An 18,845-nucleotide genomic window follows, 5' to 3' on the forward strand; every position below is an offset into this window, starting at 1 on the left:
CCAACGCATATTGTTGTGCAGAGCAGTATTGTCCAATTGTTGTGCAGTAATATGACTGAGCCGCACTTGGTTGACTGCCCCAATTTGAATTGTTATTACTTGCTGGAGCATTATTATTGCGATTGATATTGCTCACGCATTGTTGAATTGTTCCTGCATATCTCCATTGACCATTTTGCAGAACATAGCAATTACGATCTTGCTGATTGAAGTAGAAGTTGACCCCCTTAAAATTAAATCTATAGGAACCAGCCAACAAACTCTCACAAAATGGCAAGCTTAATCCAGTAAGTAGAATCATTCCCAATGAAAACTTAGACATGTTCTTAATATTCATATTACAGACTTACGCTGAGTTCAACTCTTCCTTGTTTTTTCAATTCGGCTAAGATATCCGAAGGAATATTAGTTACCCGTTTAACTGAAGCCTTGGCACTTACAGAAAATGTTTTATCATATCGTTTAAAATACGTTAGAATTTCAAGAGATTCCTTTTTGTCGTCAATGATAACTCGACTTCCCAAAACTACATCACCATTTTTTGTCATCCGTTGCTGAATCATATCAATATCTTGATTGATGAGATCAAAATCTAAAAGACTTTTATTCACACTGACAAGTTGATAAATATCATGTGAGTCTTCTTTAATAGCATCTATGACTTTCTTAGGAAGATTAGAGATAGTGTCTATTAATTTGTCAAACTTTGTCTCAAGGTTTTCTTTAGAATTCATAATTATTTGCTATGTAGAACAGGTTCCAATTTTAAGCTTCGTTTTACGATTAAGTTGATCATTCATCTCGTCTGGAATGTCATAAGAAGATATTTCTTTCTCTTTGAATTGAAGACTTGTTCTGCCAGAATAAATATTTCTCACACCAACTTCCACCCTTTTATAAATTCTTTTACCTTCCTTTACTAGATATACAATGGCATCAGAGGTAACTTCGATAGCAGTATTTATTGCGTCAAGAATTTTCGCAATCACCTTCACAGCCCATGCTTTTATCTGTTCCCAAAAAGCAGCAACGCTTGCTCCTGTAAGACCGCCCAATATAAAACAAAATATCAAACTGATTGGATCAAATGCCATTTAAGTGATTCTCCTCTTTTATAGTGTCTGTAGTTTGTCCAATGTCAATACTTTTGTAAAGCTTTTGTCTTGCCTTAACATTCTTGTATTTCTCTATTAATTCCTCTACTGTAGGTTCATCAATACTGTTGATTTTCTCTGTTAGAAGTTTCAATCCTAATTTGATCGTGATATTCTTAATGTCTCCTCCACTTAAGTCATCACTAATCGAGGCAAGGGATTCATAACTGACAACTCTTGGGACAGACTCGGCTAAATGAAATTTCCACAATTGAATTCTCATATCGTAGTCTGGAGGCAGAAATTCTACGTTAAAGATAATTCTTCTAAGGAAAGCTTCATCATAGTTGTCAAATAAATTTGTCGCAAAAACGATAATGCCATTGAATTTATCTAGCAAAGTCAAAAGTGTACTTTTTGCAGAGTTAACACCGTGATCGGCAGCTTGAGACAAGTTTGATATCCTTCTACTAAGCACAGCATCGGCTTCATCAAAGAAAAGCAAACTTTTTGTGTCTTCTGCTAACTTGAATATACGTGCTAAGTTTTCAGATGTCCCACCAACGAGAGAAGATTCAATCTCGCCATAGTTTGCTCTGATAATTGACATTCCCAATTTTTTAGCAATCGCTTCTGCGGTAATACTCTTACCCGTACCAGGTGAACCAAAAAAGTTAACGCTAAGACCACTCCCTGCCTTCAGAAAACGACTAAACTGCCACTCGTGCAAAAGTTTATCTCGTTTCTGTACATACACTATCATTTCCTCAATTTGTTCAATGGTATCTTCGGAAAGTGCAATTTCTGGCAAAGACCATTTAGGCTCTTCTACAAGAATATCTAAACTTTTATCCCTTTTATCATTGTCAGACTTGTTTGAATCTGAATCTTTCTTAGCTGAATCTTTGACAATCTCGTATTTCATGTTTTGGTCAAATCATCTTCGATAAATAACACAGCATTTGCTGAAATGTTCGTAAAGCTAAGCTCTATAATGCTCTCCAAATAGAATGATTACAGACTATTTGCGAGATACACTGGTTACGGCAGCGGATCTGCCTGTCCTATTGTTTATAATGGAAATCCAGCGATCATCGTCAAATGTTACTGTTACCAAATCACCAACATCAGCACCAATTCTGGAAGAGTAATAGACATCAAATTCTCTTCCAGAAGATAAAGATTTCACTAAAATATTGTTGTTGCCATAGATACGCACAACTCTAAAAGTGCCATTATCTTGAGCAATCAAACCATTATCAAAATGAATAGCAGAATCAACAATATTAGAAAGAGGTGGAACAAAAGCTGAAGAAGGCAAAGCGGACAACAAAACTACACTGGAAGAAACCAAGAAGAAAGAGAAGTTCAAAATGAGTTTCATCATATCAATTTAATATCAAGAGGGTTAAGTGATTTCTTCTAGACATACACTAACTCAGTCCATCAAGTTTCTCTAAGGAAAAAAGTCACTGGAAGCTTTGCCAAAAGTCACTGAGGTGTTTGACAAGATTTTTAAAATCTGCTAAGAGGCTTAATCACCAACTTTCAAATCAAAACGGAGAGACGTTTTCTTGTAATCTTCTCTAAACTTTTCGGGTTTAAGATTATTTGCTCTGTTCCGAAAAGATTTTCTGAAAGATTTATCATCATCGAATCCACAAATACAGGAAATTTCTCCGATACTTTTCTCGGTTGTAATTAAAAGATGCTTTGCCTTCTCTATACATAAAAAGAGATAATACCTTAAACATGCTATTCCCATTTTTTCACAGTGATTTTTAAATGAGTTTTCATGTTTATATCTATCATAGTCTAGCTTTCTTGATAGGAACTGAAGCAAAGTTTCATTGCCCATTTGAAACTCAAATGCTAGAGATGAATCTGGATTCTCAACCAATTCATGAATTAAATTAAATAGCTTTTTCTGATCAGAAATCAACATTCTTTGATTCTCTTCTACTAATCCAGACAAAAAAACGTTTTTTCTGTCAATATAATATTGATAAGGTGTTTTTTTTAAGTCATTTTTAAACGCATCTAGCCAATACAAAGATTCTTCTACTGGAAATTTTTCTATCAATTCTTCAATCGTAATTGGTTGATTTGTTATTACTTTATCGTCAAAATATTCAATGATCTCTTTAACTTGTCGAGCCCCGAAATTACATTTAGTTGACAAATGCTTCCCAGCAATTAACCTCAAAAGATAAGCGATATTCTCCTCAATACGTAACCCAGTATAATCGACAGATAAGTAATTTTGTGTGTATGCGCTATTCTTTATATCAAAAACAATGTCCTGAATATACTTTTGAATACAAGGATCTTGAATATCTTTTAAAAAGTCAGGGAATAACCCATTAGATTGATAACCATTTAGAATTTTATTAAAGAATGCTGGATTAATCCCAAGAAGATTACCATCAACAAAACTGCCAGAATTCACCTTTAAACCATATTCTATTTCACTTGCATAAAATGAAAATCCGCTACTATCTGAATTTTTTTTAATCCATTTATCGCCAATAAAGTGAGTATATTCACATTGAGAAGGACGAACATCGAAAACTTCAAAAAAAGGGACGTATGCCTTATGTTTAATGATTTTTTGAGAAAACTTTTTAAACTCTGTTAACATTATATTATTGCTTGGACTTTCGTATACATCAAAAGGAGATGTCACTAAAGAACTCATCATCATTTCCATCGATTGTTTATTAAATCCAATCGGATTAAGATCTGTACCTTTTTTATTCATCGATTTGTTAAATCTACTTTTATTATTTATATTTTTAAGATAAATTTCAAGCTTGGCTGAGTAATAAAACGCTTTAAATGATTTTCTGAAGGATTAGTTAAAGGGACAAAATGCCCCTGATTAGCTAGAAGTTGGGTCACATCAGTCCAAGGAGGCAGTTGATCCCAATTAGTGGGATGATTAATATGAACCGCTTCAGAAGTCCATTCGCTAATTTTTTCCATAGCTAATTGATGACTGCCACTTAAGTAAAAATTTCTGGCTGACTCTTCGGAAGTCCATAATGTCATTGTCCACATAGACAGATTATGTGTTGCCATCAATTTCCCTTGTAAATATCCTTCGCTAGCTCTAATTTCTCTCAGAATTTGATCGGTGTAGAATAAAAACGACAACAGGTAACGGAAAGATTTTAGTTTTAAGCGTGTGACCGATAGATATAACATACATAGTGATTGCAACGAAATTGAGGCGATTTCAGATGATTATTATATTTATATAAAATCTCAAGTTTATCCAGCAATTTGTTTTATTTGTAACAAAAAGTCAAAAAGATGAATGGCGACACAAAGTGTCGCCATTCATCTTTTTGACTTTTATTTGATATACTATGGCAATTTAGATTTTCGCGATTCAATAATACCAATAGCGAGATCCACTTTGTCAGGGAATACTACAACTAAGCTGCTTTGAGGCGCGCTATCCAAGGCGGCAGCAAGGGCTTCCGCTTCGTCAAGAATTGTAATACAGGGAATATTGCGATTTACCTCTTCTACTCCCTGACGCAGCAGTTCTGCCACAGCACGAGGTGCACGTCCCCGTAAGTCCTTATCTTCCTTAATGAAGATCCTCTGAAACATGCTAGCCGCCAGTTGCCCTAACTCGATAATGTCCTCATCGCGCCGATCGCCTGGTGCGCCAATCACCCCGATCGCTTCGCCACTCCATTTCTGGATAAAATCAGCGATCGCCTTAAATCCCGCAGGATTATGGGCATAGTCTACCAGCGCATGATACTTACCCAAGTCAAACAAGTTCATCCGCCCTGGAGTCTGAGCGCTGGAGGCGACAAAGGTGGCTAAGCCTTGACGAATCTGCTCGATTTCTACATCTTGGGCAAAGGCAGCTAAACTAGCGGCGAGGGAGTTTTGGATATTAAAAGCAGCCCGTCCACCGAGGGTTAGCGGCACGTTTACGGCTTCTTCGATGCGGAGCTTCCAATCCCCTTTCAAAATTGTTAAAAAGCCATTTTCGTAAACTGCGGCAAGCCCACCTTGGGCAATATGAGACTTAATTAATGGATTCTCAACATCCATACTGAAGTAAGCCACCTTTGCCTCAACTTCCTGCGCCATGGCAACAACCAAGGGATCGTCTGCATTCAATACGGCATAACCTGAGGGGAGAGCCGTTTTTACCACGACACTCTTAAGTCTTGCCAAATCTTCAATCGTATCAATGTCGCCAATACCTAGGTGATCGGCGGCAACATTCATCACAACTCCGATATCACAACCGTCAAAACCTAAGCCCGATCGCAGAATTCCGCCCCTTGCGGTTTCTAAAATTGCGACTTCCACCGTGGGATCGCGCAGGATCACTTGAGCACTATAGGGACCTGTGGTGTCACCCTTTTCGACGAGACATTCACCGATATAAATACCGTCAGTGGTGGTGTAACCTACCCTTTTGCCTGTCTGCTTGAAGATATGGGCAATTAGACGGGTAGTAGTGGTTTTTCCATTGGTACCTGTGATCGCCACGATCGGTACTCGCGTTGGCGTTCCCGCAGGAAAGAGCATATCGATCACTGGGGCGGCAACATTGCGGGGAGTGCCAATACTGGGAGCCGTATGCATCCGAAATCCTGGAGCCGCATTCACTTCCACGATCGCACCATCGGTCTGACGGACTGGCAAGGAAATATCTTCCGTAACAACATCGATCCCCGCAATATCTAGCCCGATAATTCGGGCGACCCGTTCTGCCAACCAGATGTTTTCGGGATGGATCTCATCGGTGCGATCCACTGATACGCCGCCAGTACTGAGGTTTGCGGTTGCCTTGAGGTAGCAGATCTGTCCTTTCGGTGGTACAGAATCTAGGGTAAAGCCCTGTCTGGCAAGAATATCCATACTCGTGCGATCGATTTCGATACGGGTCAGGACATTGTCATGTCCATCGCCACGACGCGGATCTTGGTTGGTAATTTCAATCAACTGGGAAATCGTAGATACACCATCACCCGTGACATTGGCAGGAACCCGTTCAGCAACAGCAACAAATTTGCCATTAATGACCAATACCCGATGATCGCGCCCCGTGTGAAAACGCTCGACAATCACCTCTTCTGAGACTTCTTGCGCCATGTCAAAGGCAGCGATCGCCTCTTTAATAGTACGGACATCGATAGTGATCCCCCTACCGTGATTGCCGTTAAGTGGCTTAATTACGATGGGGAACCCGCCCACTTCGCCGATCGCATCTTCTAGATATTTAGGCGATCGAATAGTCGTTCCCCTAGGTACGGGCACACCCGAAGCCCTCAAAATGCTCTTGGTACCTTCCTTATCACAGGCTAGCTCTACAGCCAAGATGCCCGTTTTATTGGACAGAGTTGCTTGAATGCGGCTTTGATGTACGCCATAGCCCAACTGGATCATGGCTCGACTGCCCAGTTCTAGCCAAGGAATTTTTTTTGCCTTAGCTTCGGCAACTATGGACTCGGTACTAGGTCCTAACTGACCATCTAGACGGATATCCCTCAAGTCCTTGAGATCTTCTTGTAACTCTTGAGTGGCGTAGGTTCCTGTTTCTAAAATGCTGGTGCAGATTCTCACTGCTGCACGCGCTGCATAGCGTCCTGCACCTTCGGTTTGATATTCAAATACTACTTGATAGACATTATGTTCGACGGTAGGTCTGATTGTGCCAAAGTCCACCTTCATGCCGACATAGCCTTGGAGGGCGATCGCAATATCTTTGACAATTTCCGCCAGAAAATCGGCATCGCTAATATCGTTGCGCTGAGCGATATCTTTACCTGCTAGACTCGGCAAAACCTTGCATAAACTTTGATAAAAACTAGTTCGTTGTACTTGAAAACCCTCTAAATCTAATCGCACAACTACAAGCTGATGCCGTTGGATACTCCAATAATTTGAACCACGTAATGTCTGGATTTTGAGAATTTTCATAGTCAAGCGTTTTTAAAGGTGCATCCAATGCCTAAATGTCCAGTGTCTAATCCTAGCGATCTTGTGGATCTGCATTTTGTATAAATTGAACCAAAATTAGATCGGTTAACAATAACTTCATTAAGCATGATTCATTAAGCATGGTTCTTAAGGGGCTTTACCCTGAAGTAAATCCCAAAATTTTGTTCAATCTACCGCAAAGTCGTAGTTTTGGCAATTTCTGCGGTAAGAATGATAGCCCTTAAGATAGCAGATATCGCCGCTCGCTATAGAGGTTCATCGGTATGTTGATGCTGCTGTGGCAAGGTTTCAATTCTGCCTGGGATCGGTTTTTGGGTGGGCTGCAAACCAGACAACATGCGCGAAAGCTGTAATCCATCGAGAACGGTTTTAGTCTCGCGGATTTTGTGCCATACCGATCGCGCCATTAGTAATGAATGCCCCTGCCGTTGCGCATGGATTTCTTCTAAATAGTCCTCGCGTTCGGGTTGATAATCTGCTGATGACAGTTGCAAACTGACGTTTTCTGAAGATTGTTTGGTAACGATACGCGCAATTTGGGAAGTGAGTTCGGGGTAGAGCCATGTATAGGCAGGATGTACCGTCAGCTGACAATGGTGAGTAAGCTTTTCTTCGGGCTGATTTGCCGTCGGACGCTGCAACAGCAGATAAAAATAACCGATCGCTGCTTTGCGTTGGGGTTCATAGACATAACCCGATACATCCTGCAAATGATTGATCAGTAATGAACCGTGATTCACCAATTTGTCGAGGGTCTTGGCTCGAAAATCATCAACATTGAGATCGTAAACTTGGCGAATATGGGGAGGCATCGCGGCTGTATCGAGTTGATAAAGCAAGCTCGCATCAGCATTGCTGACGGGCATCAGATTGGGCAGATCAGGGCAATGCTGGGCAAGTTCCGCCAGACTTTCGGTTCCAATCTCCCAATCAGTAAATTGGGCAAGAGGCTGGAATCCATTTTGACGATAGAGGGCGATCGTGTCTTTTTGGTTAATATCGACCTGCAATACCCATGTCCTTGCTTCTAAGCAAGATTCTAGGCAATAGCGGATCAGTTGCGTGCCAACATTATGTTGACCATTCTGAGCTTCGGGCAAAACCACCACGCGATCAATCTGCCAAGTGCTGCTGTTGTTATTAAAGGGAGAAACCCGAATAAACCCCTGAATAAGGCCATTGCACTCAGAGACATAGGCTCTTACATAGGGCTTCAGCAAGGTTTGCACAGGGGCAGGGAGCCAACTCGCCAGTTGATGCAGGCTGACTTTTTGCCGACTGCGACAGCCACTCAGATCGCTAACCGCAATCTGTTCGAGATCGTTAGGCGATGCAAATCGCTGAATGAACTCTAGGTCGCGGTGTTGAAGCGGACGGATCGTATTACCAAGCACTGGAAAAGGTTGCATAACTGCTTGTGCCAGAGAAATAGTTGGGAAAATTTAGGAATACCGCCTCGAAAAGGATGGCGATTAGGCTCTTGCGGATAAAAAATGTCCCACCTAGTTGTCTAGCTTCGACTCCGTTCAGCTAACATTGTCTGAGTAAGAAGGTCGAAGCCACAGGTACTTTAATTAATAGCAAGTCCCTTAGCAAGTTAGTTAATCAACAATTCAATCAACAATCAGGAAAAGACAATTACTAAAATCAGACAAAAACGATTGCCTACCATTTTAGTACAGATCCATCGAAATCGTTCAAAAAGTAAAGACAACACGAAGCGTCGTCTTTACCTTTTGCCTTAACAAGAAAAAGTTCGATGTTGCAGCGAGGGCATCTGACGACGAATTTGGTCGATGCGGGAAGGCTGTATTTCCGCGATCGCGACACCAATACGATCGCCTGCATCAGCGAGGACAATGCCCCAAGGATCGACAATCATGGCATGACCGTGGGATTGACGGCGAGGTGTATGCATCCCTACCTGTGCTGGCGCAATCACGTAGCTAGTATTTTCGATCGCCCTAGCTTGTAGTAAAACTTGCCAATGATCTTTGCCCGTAAATGCAGTAAAGGCGGCTGGTACAAATAAAACATTTGCCCCATTATTAGATAGGTATCGATAAAGCTCTGGGAACCTCACGTCATAGCAAACGGATAGCCCTAAGTTGCCATACTTCTCAGAAACGTATACAGGTGGTGATTCCGTACCTGCGAGTACCGTCGCTGACTCCTGATAGGTATTGCCATCGGGAAGGTTGACATCAAATAAATGCATTTTGCGGTAACGGGCAAGTTCTTCACCTTCACGACCGATGAGCAACGCCGTGTTGTACATTTTGCCTTGATTACCATTACTGCTATTAGCAACAGGTACGGGAAAGCCACCACCTAGCAAGAGAATTTGATAGCGTTGGGCGATCGTAATTAGAAACTTTTCGCTCTTTTCTGCAATTTCTGTAGAAAGTTTGGTCTTTTCCATTTCATCTCCCAAAAACGAAAAGTTTTCAGGTAGACACACTAGTTCTGCTCCTCGATTCACTGCCAGTTGGATCAAATCTTCTGCTTGAGCAAGATTTTTATCTACATCAGAGATACTGGTCATTTGTACGGCGGCCGCCAAATATGACTTCATTTCAATCCTTAAAACTTTCCCACATAAATTCGGATGTGCCCTAAAGCACTTACTTTAGATTACCTTGCTATAGCAGCAATTCTCCTTTTTAAAATTAGTTTTAAGTTTAACCACATTAAATCAATCAAATTACTACCTTCTCAGTGAATAATTAGGCTTGCGCGGCAAAGCCGCGCAAGCCTAATTATTCACTTTATAACGCCTATTCTTTGGGTGGGAATGGAGTACTCAAATTAACCTAATTAAATCAACCAAGTTTACCTGTGACAATATAGGCAACCCTCAGCCCCACATTAGTAGCATGATCTGCCATACGCTCTAAGTGATGAATGGCTAAAACCATCAGCATTACAGGCTCAGTTTGTTCGCCAAAACACTTTTGGTGAGCGAGCAGATTGTATATATGTTGATAGTCATAATCAACGGCATCATCTTTAGCCTTGATTTGTAAGCCAATATTTTCATCTAAGTTGGCGAGGGCTTCTAAGCTCATAGCCAGCATAGCGCGACAGCGGTTAGACATGACCTCTAACTCACCAAGGTAAGGAGATGGCGGATAGGGAAAAAGCTTAATCGCGATTTCGCCCAGATTTTCGGCATAGTCACCAATTCGTTCGATATCGCGGATGAGTTGCATTACGGCACTAAGCAATCTGATGTCACGCGCAACTGGCGACTGAAGGGTAATTAGCTCAATACAATCAGTTTCAATTTGACGATAGATTTGATCTATTTGGCGATCTTGAGCGTCAATACGGGTAGCTGATTCAAGATCTCGTTCAAATAGTGCGGCATGGGCAAGAAGAAAAGAATTTTCGACAAGTGCTCCCATTCTCAAGGAATCTTGTTCTAGGCGGTGTAACTGGCGTTCAAACTCGCTCCTTGTTCGTTTTTGGCTTTGAGATAAGGTTTCGGTCATTGGCTCCCACCAAAAATAAATGGGATTATAAAGAAATTAGAAAGAAATTAATATACATTTTCTAATTTTGCTTTGATACACATCTTTACATAGTTTGTAAATCTTGACGGTATTTGCAAATACTATTGTGGATCTAGTAGATCTAGTAGATCCAATAGATCTACTAGATCTATAAGGGACTTGCGAGAAAATAAGATACCAATCCAGATTTACCAGAATCGGTGGCGCGGCTCCGCCCCGCCACCGATTCTGGTTTTATATTTGGTACTTCATTAAATCGCAAGTCCCTAAGAAAGAACAGAGAGGTTCGTCTGTTGTCTATAAGTCTGTCTATAACTCTAAAATTGACTTACATCGTAACTTGACTGAGTTCAGTTGCCATTGGTCGATCGCCATCTAGAGCAATGTCTATGGAGTTATCTAGCGCATTATTAAATAACACTAATGTGGTTGAAGAATTTTGTTGGAAGCCAATCTGTTCGTAAAACTTTTGTTGATTGGTGGTCATCAGATAAACTCGCTCGACATTACAAATATGAGGATGTGCTAACACCGTCTGCACCAATTTGCGCCCCAAACCAGAGCCGCGATAATCGGGATGGATCACCACATCAAAAATTGTTGCCCGATAAATACCATCACTGGTAGCTCTTGCATGTCCAATCAGCCGATCGCCATCCCATACAGTCACCACTGGCTTAGAGTTAGCAAGAGCGATCGCTAGCCCCGCTTGAGTCCTTTCCGTTGCCCAAAATGTCCCAACTCGCAATAGTTTTTGTAATTGCTCTAAATCGACCTCTTCTTGGCGATCGCTAAAGCGAATGTGGCGATGATCCATATGCTTGCTTTCCCGCATTGATTAACCTATTTCCCATAAGGCTGACATATTGGCGATCGTCCCAATGTATCTTTTATACCAAGTTAAGAAATGGCGTAGCCATTTCTTAACTTGAAAACCCTTACTAGGTTTAGTTTTTAATTCACGAAAGTGTTGTCACGCTTTCGTGAATTGGTATTATTGCTATAGCAACAGATACATTAAAAACAGAGAAAGGGCAGTTAGCGATCTTTCTCTGTTATGGCAATTCACTGAAGTGTTGGCTCACTCCAGTGAATTAAAAAATAAATCCCGTAAAGTTTTGAGATTCAAAAAATGGCCCTGCCATTTTTTGAATTACGTTTTGGAATTTAGTGTTACTTAGCTTGCCAAGGTTCTGATAGATAGACCTTCTTCGCTAAACCAACAGACTGTAAGAGATTGATTACGCCCCAAGTTGGATCGATTTCCCACCATTTCAGCCCAGACCTTGCCGACTTAGGAAAGGCATGGTGGTTATTATGCCAACCTTCCCCATAGGTTAAAATTGCAGCCCACCAGAGGTTTGTAGAGTGATCTGGATTCTCCGTAAAGTTTTTGTAACCCCATTTGTGACAAGCAGAGTTAATCAGCCAAGTACTATGCCAAAGAGCCACGGAGCGCACGGCTACGCCATAAACTAAAAATGACATACCAAGCCCAGAGAAGCATTGTTCACCAATGATGTATATCAGGGCTGCAAGGGGCACTTGCAACAGCAGAAAATAAACATCTAAAAACTTGTAGTAAGGATCGTTAGCTAGATCGGGGGCAAATTTGCTGTAATTGGAACGCTGAAAATGTTCTGGCTTGGAGTACATAATCCACATCATGTGGCTCCACCAAAAGCCTTTATTTGCCGAATAGGGATCCTTTTGATTGTCTTCTGTAAACCCGTGATGCTGACGATGTCCACCCACCCAAAATACTGGACCGCCCTGTAATGCTAAGGCTCCAATTGTGGCAATGATGTATTCTAACCACTGTGGTACTTGAAAGCTCCGATGGCTAAGCAAGCGGTGATATCCTAAGGTGATGCCGATGCTGCCAAACAACCAATGTAAAAACACGGTGAGGATTACAGCTTGCCAAGAAAAATAAAAGGGTGCAGCAAGAGCCGCGAGATGAAAAGCACTGAAAAAAGCGACATTCGTCCAGTTCAGTTTCAGTTCAGTTGAGATGGCTTCAGTAGTGGCGGTCATGAAATAACAACTTAAGGGGTGGTGAGGAGATGCAAGTATCACTTACAGTTATATATTAAGTCTAACTGCAATCTCCGTAATAATGCAAGTATCACTTGCAAATCATCTCAATGGTACATGCTCTCATGTCTGTATCTCGTATTCCTACTCGTCAACGTATAGTGAACACAGCGCTAGAGTTGTTTGCTAGTAAGGGAATCACCGAGACGACTACTCGCCAAATCGCTGACTTCGCTCAGGTCAATGAAGTAACTTTATTTCGGCATTTTGGGAATAAACATGGTTTATTGCTAGCTGTACTGCAAGAATGTCTGCAAAAATATCTGGTGTTGGCTCAAGTAGGAGAGTCGCTCATGGTGTCCGATATCTCTAGTCAGAGCGATCTACGGAGATTTCTCAAGTACTACATTCAAAGTTCGTTAAGGGCGCTCGAAAGCGTGCCTGAATTGGTACGATCGCTTGTCGGTGAGGCGGGACAATATCCGCTCGAAAGTCGGCAGGCACTTGCCCAAGGTATTAATCAGGTCAATCAGACGATCGCTACCGCCATCAATGATGTGTTGGTTAATTCGCGGCTGCAATATTCCCTGCCCCCGATTAAACTCGCTAACTTGTTAAATACCTGTATTTTGGGTTATGCCGTCATCACCTTAACCAGTGACGTACAGGCGGTTTGGCGCGATCGCGATGAATTTGTGAGTACCCTTGTGGATATGTTTGTCCAAGAGGTAATCCCTACCACCCAAGCTAGACCTATTATCGATATTCCTGCGGAGACAGTCCGCGATATCATCCTCCAAGCCAAAAAATGTAGTCCTAGGGACTATGCGATCGCCTATTTATTATTTGGTGCGGGGATGACCGCCCAAAATTTAACTAATTTGCGCCTCCAAGACTATCAAATCCAAGCTAATCACGGACTTTTGCGCACGCAAGCATCTCAGGAGACCAATCTTAACGGACGCTTAGTACCACTCAATCAAAAAATTCTTGGTCATCGCTACGGCTCCGCAACTAATAATCCTCTCAGTGCCTATCTCAAGATCCGCCAAAAGGATCTTAAAGATCCCAAGGCGACTCACGATACGGAGTCAATGTTTCTCAGTGGCGATCGCCAACCGCTATCCTTAGAAGAGGTCGAACAGCTATGGGAGCGTTGGACACAGCCCTATCGCAATCTCGATGGTTCGCCCTTAACCCTCGATCAAGCTCGCCATACTTGGTGTATTGAAATGCTGGCAAGGGGCATGGATGTTGATAGCTTTTGTATTATTAGTGGCATCAAAACTAAAGAATTGCAGGCTTACCAAACTCGTCTAAATGAAAAATTAGCCATCGATAAAGCGATCGCCCTTGATGCTTAAAACCAATAAATCATCCAAGAATTTCCATCTTTCCCTGATGGTTTCTTGGTTTTATTTCTTGAACTTAGTGTATAATTCGGGCGTTTAATGTAGTCGCTTTGGCGAACACATTTAATTCAATGTTTTTAAATGATTTCATTGCGTGAGATACGGAGCATCTTTTTTTTGAGAGGCAAACAAGTTGGCATTATCGGCATTTAGATCGGCATTTCCAATTGAAGTTTTGGGTAGAAAAGCAAAGTGAGAGTTCCCCTAGACTGTTACCGCATTCTTGGTTTGACACATCTGTCAGGGCTAGACAAGATCCATCAAGCCCACCGCGATCGCCTGCTCTCCATGCCGAGGCGCGAATATTCTGATGCCGCGATCGCCTCTCGCAAACGCATTATCGATAAAGCCTACGAAACCCTGATAGACCGCGATCGCCTTGAAGGGGTAAATGCCAATGAGTCCCTCGAAGTAGAGAGCGATCGACCAGTTTTAACCTTACCGCCTCAAATTGAAGCCGATGAAAAGGACTTTGCAGGGCTATTACTAATTTTGTACGAACTCGGCGAATCCGAGAAAGTCTTATCCCTCGCCAGACCCTATTACGATCCTGAAGAAGCCGAGCATCAGTCGGCAAGAATTTCCCCCCACGACCCCGATCTACTGCTCTCCGTATCGCTATCTTACCTAGATCTCGGTCGTGAATACTGGAAACAAGGTCAATATGAGGCAGCGGCTTCCTCCCTAGAAGCTGCCCAAGAAATCCTATTACGTGAAGGTTTATTTCTAAGTATTCGCAGTGAGATTCAAGCCGATTTATTTCGACTGCGACCCTATCGCATCCTAGAATTGTTGGCAACTCCTGACAATCACACCAGCGAACATCGCAAAGGAATGTCCCTTTTGCAGGAGATGTTGGATGCAAGACGCGGCATTGACGGTTCGGGGAATGACTATTCCAGCTTAGGTATTGATGATTTTTTGCGGTTTATCCAGCAATTGCGTAGCTACATGACCGCGATCGAGCAGCAAACATTGTTTGAAGAAGAAGCGCGTCGTCCCTCAACCGTAGCCACCTATCTCGCCGTATATGCCCTAATTGCCCGTGGCTTCTCCCAGAGGCAGCCTGCCCTGATCCGTCGCGCGAAGGGTTTACTCGTCAAACTCAGTGCCAAGCAAGATATTTATTTAGAAAAAGCAGTCTGTGCGCTGTTGCTCGGTCAGACGGAAGAGGCAAGCGCGGCGATCGACAATAGTAGCGAGCAGGAGCAAATCGCTTTTATCCGCCAAAACTCAGAGGGTGCTCCCGATCTATTGCCTGGACTCTGTCTCTATAGCGAGCGTTGGATGCAAGAAGAGGTATATCCCCATTTCCGCGACTTAATGAGCCAGATCGTCTCACTCAAAGATTATTTTGCTGACGAACAGGTTCAAGCCTATCTAGAGGAATTGCCCAACACTGGTGCGCTCTCTTCGGAATGGACTTCCCCCGTGGGTGGCGATCGCCTAGGATTATTATCTTCTCTAGAAAATGTCCCCAATAGCGGACGTAGTTTCGAGCCAAACCCTGCGATTTCCAGTCCAGAGCCAAAACTCTCTACCTATGCTCCTGAAACACCTAATCGTTTTCAGCGTTCAGTAGCGCCTGTAATCGAGCGCCCCTCCTATAGTGCCAATGGCACTAGCAATACCAGAGATCTATCGAGTACGCGTCGCCTTGGTAATGTCCCACCACCCCGAACTTCAGCAAGAACGGTTAATGAACCCGTTCGGGAAATCAAGCGACCTGTGCAAGCACAAAGCCCCGTAACTCCACCTAAGCGCAGCAGGTTTAATGTCGGACGTTTGATCGTCGTCATCGTCCTTGCGATCGCGCTCCTAGCGGGATTTATTTCGTTATTAGTTTGGGCAATTCGCTCCTTAAGCGGTAGCCCTCGTCTAGAGAGCATCACCCTCGAAAAACCGATCGCGACATTAGTGCAATCGATCAAAGATAATAATGCTGCCCCAGTCGCTCAACCAGGTCCGCTAGACAAAGAAACAGCTACCAAAGTCATCGAAACATGGCAAGCAACTAAATCGAAGGCTCTTGGTAAAGGTTATGAAGACAATCTCCTAGAGGAAATTTTGGTTGACCCAGCCCTGAGTGATTGGAAAGGGCGTGCGAAAGAACTAAAATCCAGTAATTCCTACTTGCAGTACCAAACTAAGTCTAGCGATGTGGATAAGGTTGTTCCCGATGGCGATAGCAAAGCGAAGGTGGTAGCCAAAATTTCCGAGTCCCGCAACTATTTTAATAATGGCGAACTTGATCGCAGTGCATCCAAGGATGATGCCAGCTACACCGTAGAGTACGACTTAGTGAAAAAAGATAATAAGTGGCTAATTCGGGAAATGTTAGTTTTTTGATTTATCGCTTTCAAACCGAAAAAGAGAATGGCGGCGCGAAGCGCTGCCATTCTCTTTTTCGGTTTTATACCAATTCACGAAAGCGTGATTACGCTTTTGTGAATTAAAAATCAAAACCAGTAAAGGTTTTCAAAGCTCAAAATGGCTACGCCATTTTGAGCTTTGGTATTAAAAATCATCGGGAGGAATATCGTCATCCTCAGGTTCAATTTCTTCGGGGACGACCTTCGTTGCCGAAACAGCCACCCCTGCGGATAGTTTTTCGCGGACTTGTCGTTCGACATCTTGAGCAAATTCGGGTTTATCTTCCATATATTTGATCGTATTGTCGCGCCCCTGCCCGATATTGTCGCCTTGGTAGCTGTACCATGCCCCTTTACGAACGATGATACTCATTTCTTCAGCCAGATCGACAAGACAGCCTACCGTAGAGATACCTTTACCAAAGATAATATCAAATTCAGCAATACGGAAAGGTGGGGCAACTTTATTTTTGGCAACCTTAACTTTGGCGCGAATGCCATATTCTTCTGTCCCTTTTTTCAAGGTTTGGATGCGCCGAATATCGAGACGGACTGAAGCATAAAACTTCAGAGCCGTACCCCCTGTAGTCGTTTCGGGACTGCCATAGGATACGCCAATTTTTTGACGCAATTGGTTTAAGAAAATAACAATACAGTTCGATCTACCGACATTGGCGGTGATTTTGCGGAGGGCTTGACTCATCAAACGTGCTTGCAAACCTACGTGGGAAGCGCCCATTTCGCCTTCGATTTCGGCGCGAGGGACGAGTGCGGCAACCGAGTCGATCGCAATGATATCTACTGCCATCGATCGCACAAGATTATCGACAATTTCTAAAGCCATTTCCCCTGAATCAGGCTGGGATATGAGCAAGTTATTAATATCAACGCCCACACTAGCAGCATAGGTGGGATCGAGGGCATGTTCGGCATCGACGAAGGCCGCTACGCCTCCGCGCTTTTGCACTTCCGCGATCGCATGTAGTACAAGGGTCGTCTTACCTGAGCTTTCTGGTCCATACACTTCGATCACCCTTCCTTTGGGCAATCCACCACCAAGGGCGAGATCGAGAGGTAATGCGCCGCTAGGAATGGTCTCGACTCGCATATTAGTCGCATCGCCCAGACGCATGATCGAGCCTTTACCATGATCTTTTTCGATCTTTTGCATGATCGCATCAAGAGCCTTCTTTTTCTCAGGGCTGATGCTAGCTTTTGCTGTTTGGGCGATCGGTGTAGCCTTATCAACCTGACTATTTGCCGTCGCAGAGGAGTTTTTCGGTGCCATTGCCGTTCGAGGTTTAGTTTGTCTAATACATCTGCCTCATTATGACATTAAGCTTCTAGATTTGAGGTATTAAATTTGTGCTGAGATTTAGGCGATTGTGCTTCAATAGCTTGTATTTAGATATTTGTACTAAAAATTTGCAATAAAAAACATAACATTTGTACTAAGTAGCTAAGCATAAGTGAACTTAAAATCGAGAAGAGCATACTGCCCGCATAGCGAGCGGTATGCTCTCTGGTTTTGGTTTTTAATTATGCAGAACTACTTATAACATTTGCAAACTCTAGTGTCAGAATTAGAGTAAGTAATTCTATCTAGCGGTCTACCATTATGTCTTCGGAACATCCACCAGTTATGTTGGTGGACGGCTATAACGTGATAGGTCTATGGCGACACTTGCAGGAAATGAGAGATCTGCAAGGGTTTGACATTGCCCGATCGCATTTAACTGAGACGATGGTAAATTTTAGTGCTTTTCATGGCTACAAGACGACATTGGTATTCGATGCCTATGTGCAAGCAACCCCCGCCAAGGCTGAAAGAATTACCAAAAATCTCAAACTGTATTTTACCGATCATAACGAAACGGCGGATACCTATATCGAGCGTCAATGCGGCAAGTACCGACGCGATCCGCTTCGGCATCTCAAAAGGATTATTGTCGTAACTTCTGATCGCGCTCAGCAGTTAACCGCCGTTGGCTTTGGGGCAGAGTGGCTATCCGCCACTGCCCTAGAGCAAGAGGTCGAAGCAACGCTAAGATCTGTCCAAAGCCGCCAAAAGCCCCAAAAGGCAAACACAAATAATTTATTGGGCAATCGTATTGATAGCAAAACCAAAGCTCAATTAGCGCAGTGGCGAAATAGGCTGAATTAAGCTGCATGAAAGCTGTGTTAAATAAACTTTCTCAAAGCCCAAAAGTAAAAGCCTTGCTAAGCAAGGCTTTTACTTTTGGGCTTTGAGAAAGGGTTTGCTAAGCGAACCCTTTCTCAAAGCTTACTTTTCACGGGATCTTTAAAAGGCAGACCAGAAGAGGCTTTCAGATAAAGGGTGCAGATGGGGTTAAAGTAGTAAAATCAAGCAAAAGCAGGGAAGAAAATGATGAACTGGTGGGACAAGAATTTTTGCAAGTTGTGAATTAGGAGATG

At 42.8% G+C, this 18,845-nt stretch carries 16 protein-coding genes; 3 read left to right on the top strand and 13 right to left on the bottom strand.

From position 1 onward, the window contains the following. Window positions 1-338: 338 nt before the first annotated feature. The 12 genes from PSE7429_RS04910 to PSE7429_RS04965 all read right to left on the bottom strand — a co-directional run bounded on the left by PSE7429_RS04910 (window position 339) and on the right by PSE7429_RS04965 (window position 12,625). Window positions 339-734, bottom strand: a complete 396-nt coding sequence (locus tag PSE7429_RS04910) for a hypothetical protein (protein ID WP_009625967.1) — start codon at window positions 732-734, stop codon at window positions 339-341. Between the two features lie 9 nt (window positions 735-743). After that, window positions 744-1,094: a hypothetical protein gene (locus PSE7429_RS04915; RefSeq protein WP_009625968.1), complete on the bottom strand. Its 351-nt coding sequence runs from the start codon at window positions 1,092-1,094 to the stop codon at window positions 744-746. Then, window positions 1,084-2,019 carry an ATP-binding protein gene (locus tag PSE7429_RS04920; protein WP_009625969.1) on the bottom strand — a complete coding sequence of 312 codons (936 nt, stop codon included), beginning with the start codon at window positions 2,017-2,019 and terminating at the stop codon, window positions 1,084-1,086. Before PSE7429_RS04920 ends, PSE7429_RS04915 begins: the two co-directional genes overlap by 11 nt. A 96-nt stretch (window positions 2,020-2,115) precedes the next feature. After that, window positions 2,116-2,481: a hypothetical protein gene (locus tag PSE7429_RS04925; RefSeq protein ID WP_009625970.1), complete on the bottom strand. Its 366-nt coding sequence runs from the start codon at window positions 2,479-2,481 to the stop codon at window positions 2,116-2,118. 147 nt (window positions 2,482-2,628) lie between these two features. Next, window positions 2,629-3,855, bottom strand: coding sequence for a helix-turn-helix domain-containing protein (locus PSE7429_RS04930; protein WP_009625971.1), 1,227 nt, complete (start codon window positions 3,853-3,855; stop codon window positions 2,629-2,631). A gap of 26 nt (window positions 3,856-3,881) precedes the next feature. Next, window positions 3,882-4,301 carry a hypothetical protein gene (locus PSE7429_RS25915; RefSeq protein ID WP_009625972.1) on the bottom strand — a complete coding sequence of 140 codons (420 nt, stop codon included), beginning with the start codon at window positions 4,299-4,301 and terminating at the stop codon, window positions 3,882-3,884. 162 nt (window positions 4,302-4,463) lie between these two features. Then, window positions 4,464-7,052 (bottom strand): cyanophycin synthetase, encoded by a 2,589-nt coding sequence (gene cphA, locus PSE7429_RS04940; protein WP_009625973.1) that lies wholly within the window; start codon window positions 7,050-7,052, stop codon window positions 4,464-4,466. A 266-nt stretch (window positions 7,053-7,318) separates the two neighbouring features. Then, the gene (locus tag PSE7429_RS04945) at window positions 7,319-8,482 is read right to left on the bottom strand and encodes a GNAT family N-acetyltransferase (protein ID WP_009625974.1); all 1,164 of its coding nucleotides are present in this window, start codon (window positions 8,480-8,482) and stop codon (window positions 7,319-7,321) included. A gap of 332 nt (window positions 8,483-8,814) precedes the next feature. Further along, on the bottom strand, window positions 8,815-9,648 hold the full coding sequence (locus PSE7429_RS04950; protein ID WP_009625975.1) for a carbon-nitrogen hydrolase family protein: 834 nt from the start codon (window positions 9,646-9,648) through the stop codon (window positions 8,815-8,817). A gap of 247 nt (window positions 9,649-9,895) precedes the next feature. Beyond that, window positions 9,896-10,567, bottom strand: a complete 672-nt coding sequence (gene phoU / locus PSE7429_RS04955; RefSeq protein ID WP_009625976.1) for a phosphate signaling complex protein PhoU — start codon at window positions 10,565-10,567, stop codon at window positions 9,896-9,898. Window positions 10,568-10,916: 349 nt separating this feature from the next. Then, entirely contained in the window at window positions 10,917-11,405 is a 489-nt protein-coding gene (locus PSE7429_RS04960; protein ID WP_009625977.1) for a GNAT family N-acetyltransferase, read from the bottom strand. 356 nt (window positions 11,406-11,761) lie between these two features. After that, on the bottom strand, window positions 11,762-12,625 hold the full coding sequence (locus tag PSE7429_RS04965) for an acyl-CoA desaturase (RefSeq protein WP_009625978.1): 864 nt from the start codon (window positions 12,623-12,625) through the stop codon (window positions 11,762-11,764). Window positions 12,626-12,750: 125 nt separating this feature from the next. On the opposite strand from PSE7429_RS04965, the gene PSE7429_RS04970 reads away from it, so the two are divergent. Together PSE7429_RS04970 and PSE7429_RS04975 are read left to right on the top strand one after the other, a co-directional pair. Then, entirely contained in the window at window positions 12,751-13,989 is a 1,239-nt protein-coding gene (locus tag PSE7429_RS04970; RefSeq protein ID WP_040687365.1) for a TetR family transcriptional regulator, read from the top strand. Window positions 13,990-14,229: 240 nt separating this feature from the next. Next, on the top strand, window positions 14,230-16,386 hold the full coding sequence (locus PSE7429_RS04975; protein WP_009625980.1) for an ARC6/PARC6 family protein: 2,157 nt from the start codon (window positions 14,230-14,232) through the stop codon (window positions 16,384-16,386). Between the two features lie 168 nt (window positions 16,387-16,554). Here the strand turns inward: PSE7429_RS04975 and recA are convergent, their stop codons facing one another. Beyond that, window positions 16,555-17,697, bottom strand: a complete 1,143-nt coding sequence (gene recA / locus PSE7429_RS04980) for a recombinase RecA (RefSeq protein WP_009625981.1) — start codon at window positions 17,695-17,697, stop codon at window positions 16,555-16,557. A 330-nt stretch (window positions 17,698-18,027) separates the two neighbouring features. Here recA and PSE7429_RS04985 point away from each other — a divergent pair, with 330 nt between their 5' ends. Next, complete coding sequence (locus PSE7429_RS04985; protein ID WP_009625982.1) at window positions 18,028-18,573, top strand: NYN domain-containing protein; 546 nt, start codon at window positions 18,028-18,030, stop codon at window positions 18,571-18,573. Window positions 18,574-18,845 lie beyond the last annotated feature (272 nt).

Source organism: Pseudanabaena biceps PCC 7429 (genome assembly GCF_000332215.1).
In the GTDB taxonomy this organism is placed as follows: domain Bacteria; phylum Cyanobacteriota; class Cyanobacteriia; order Pseudanabaenales; family Pseudanabaenaceae; genus Pseudanabaena; species Pseudanabaena biceps.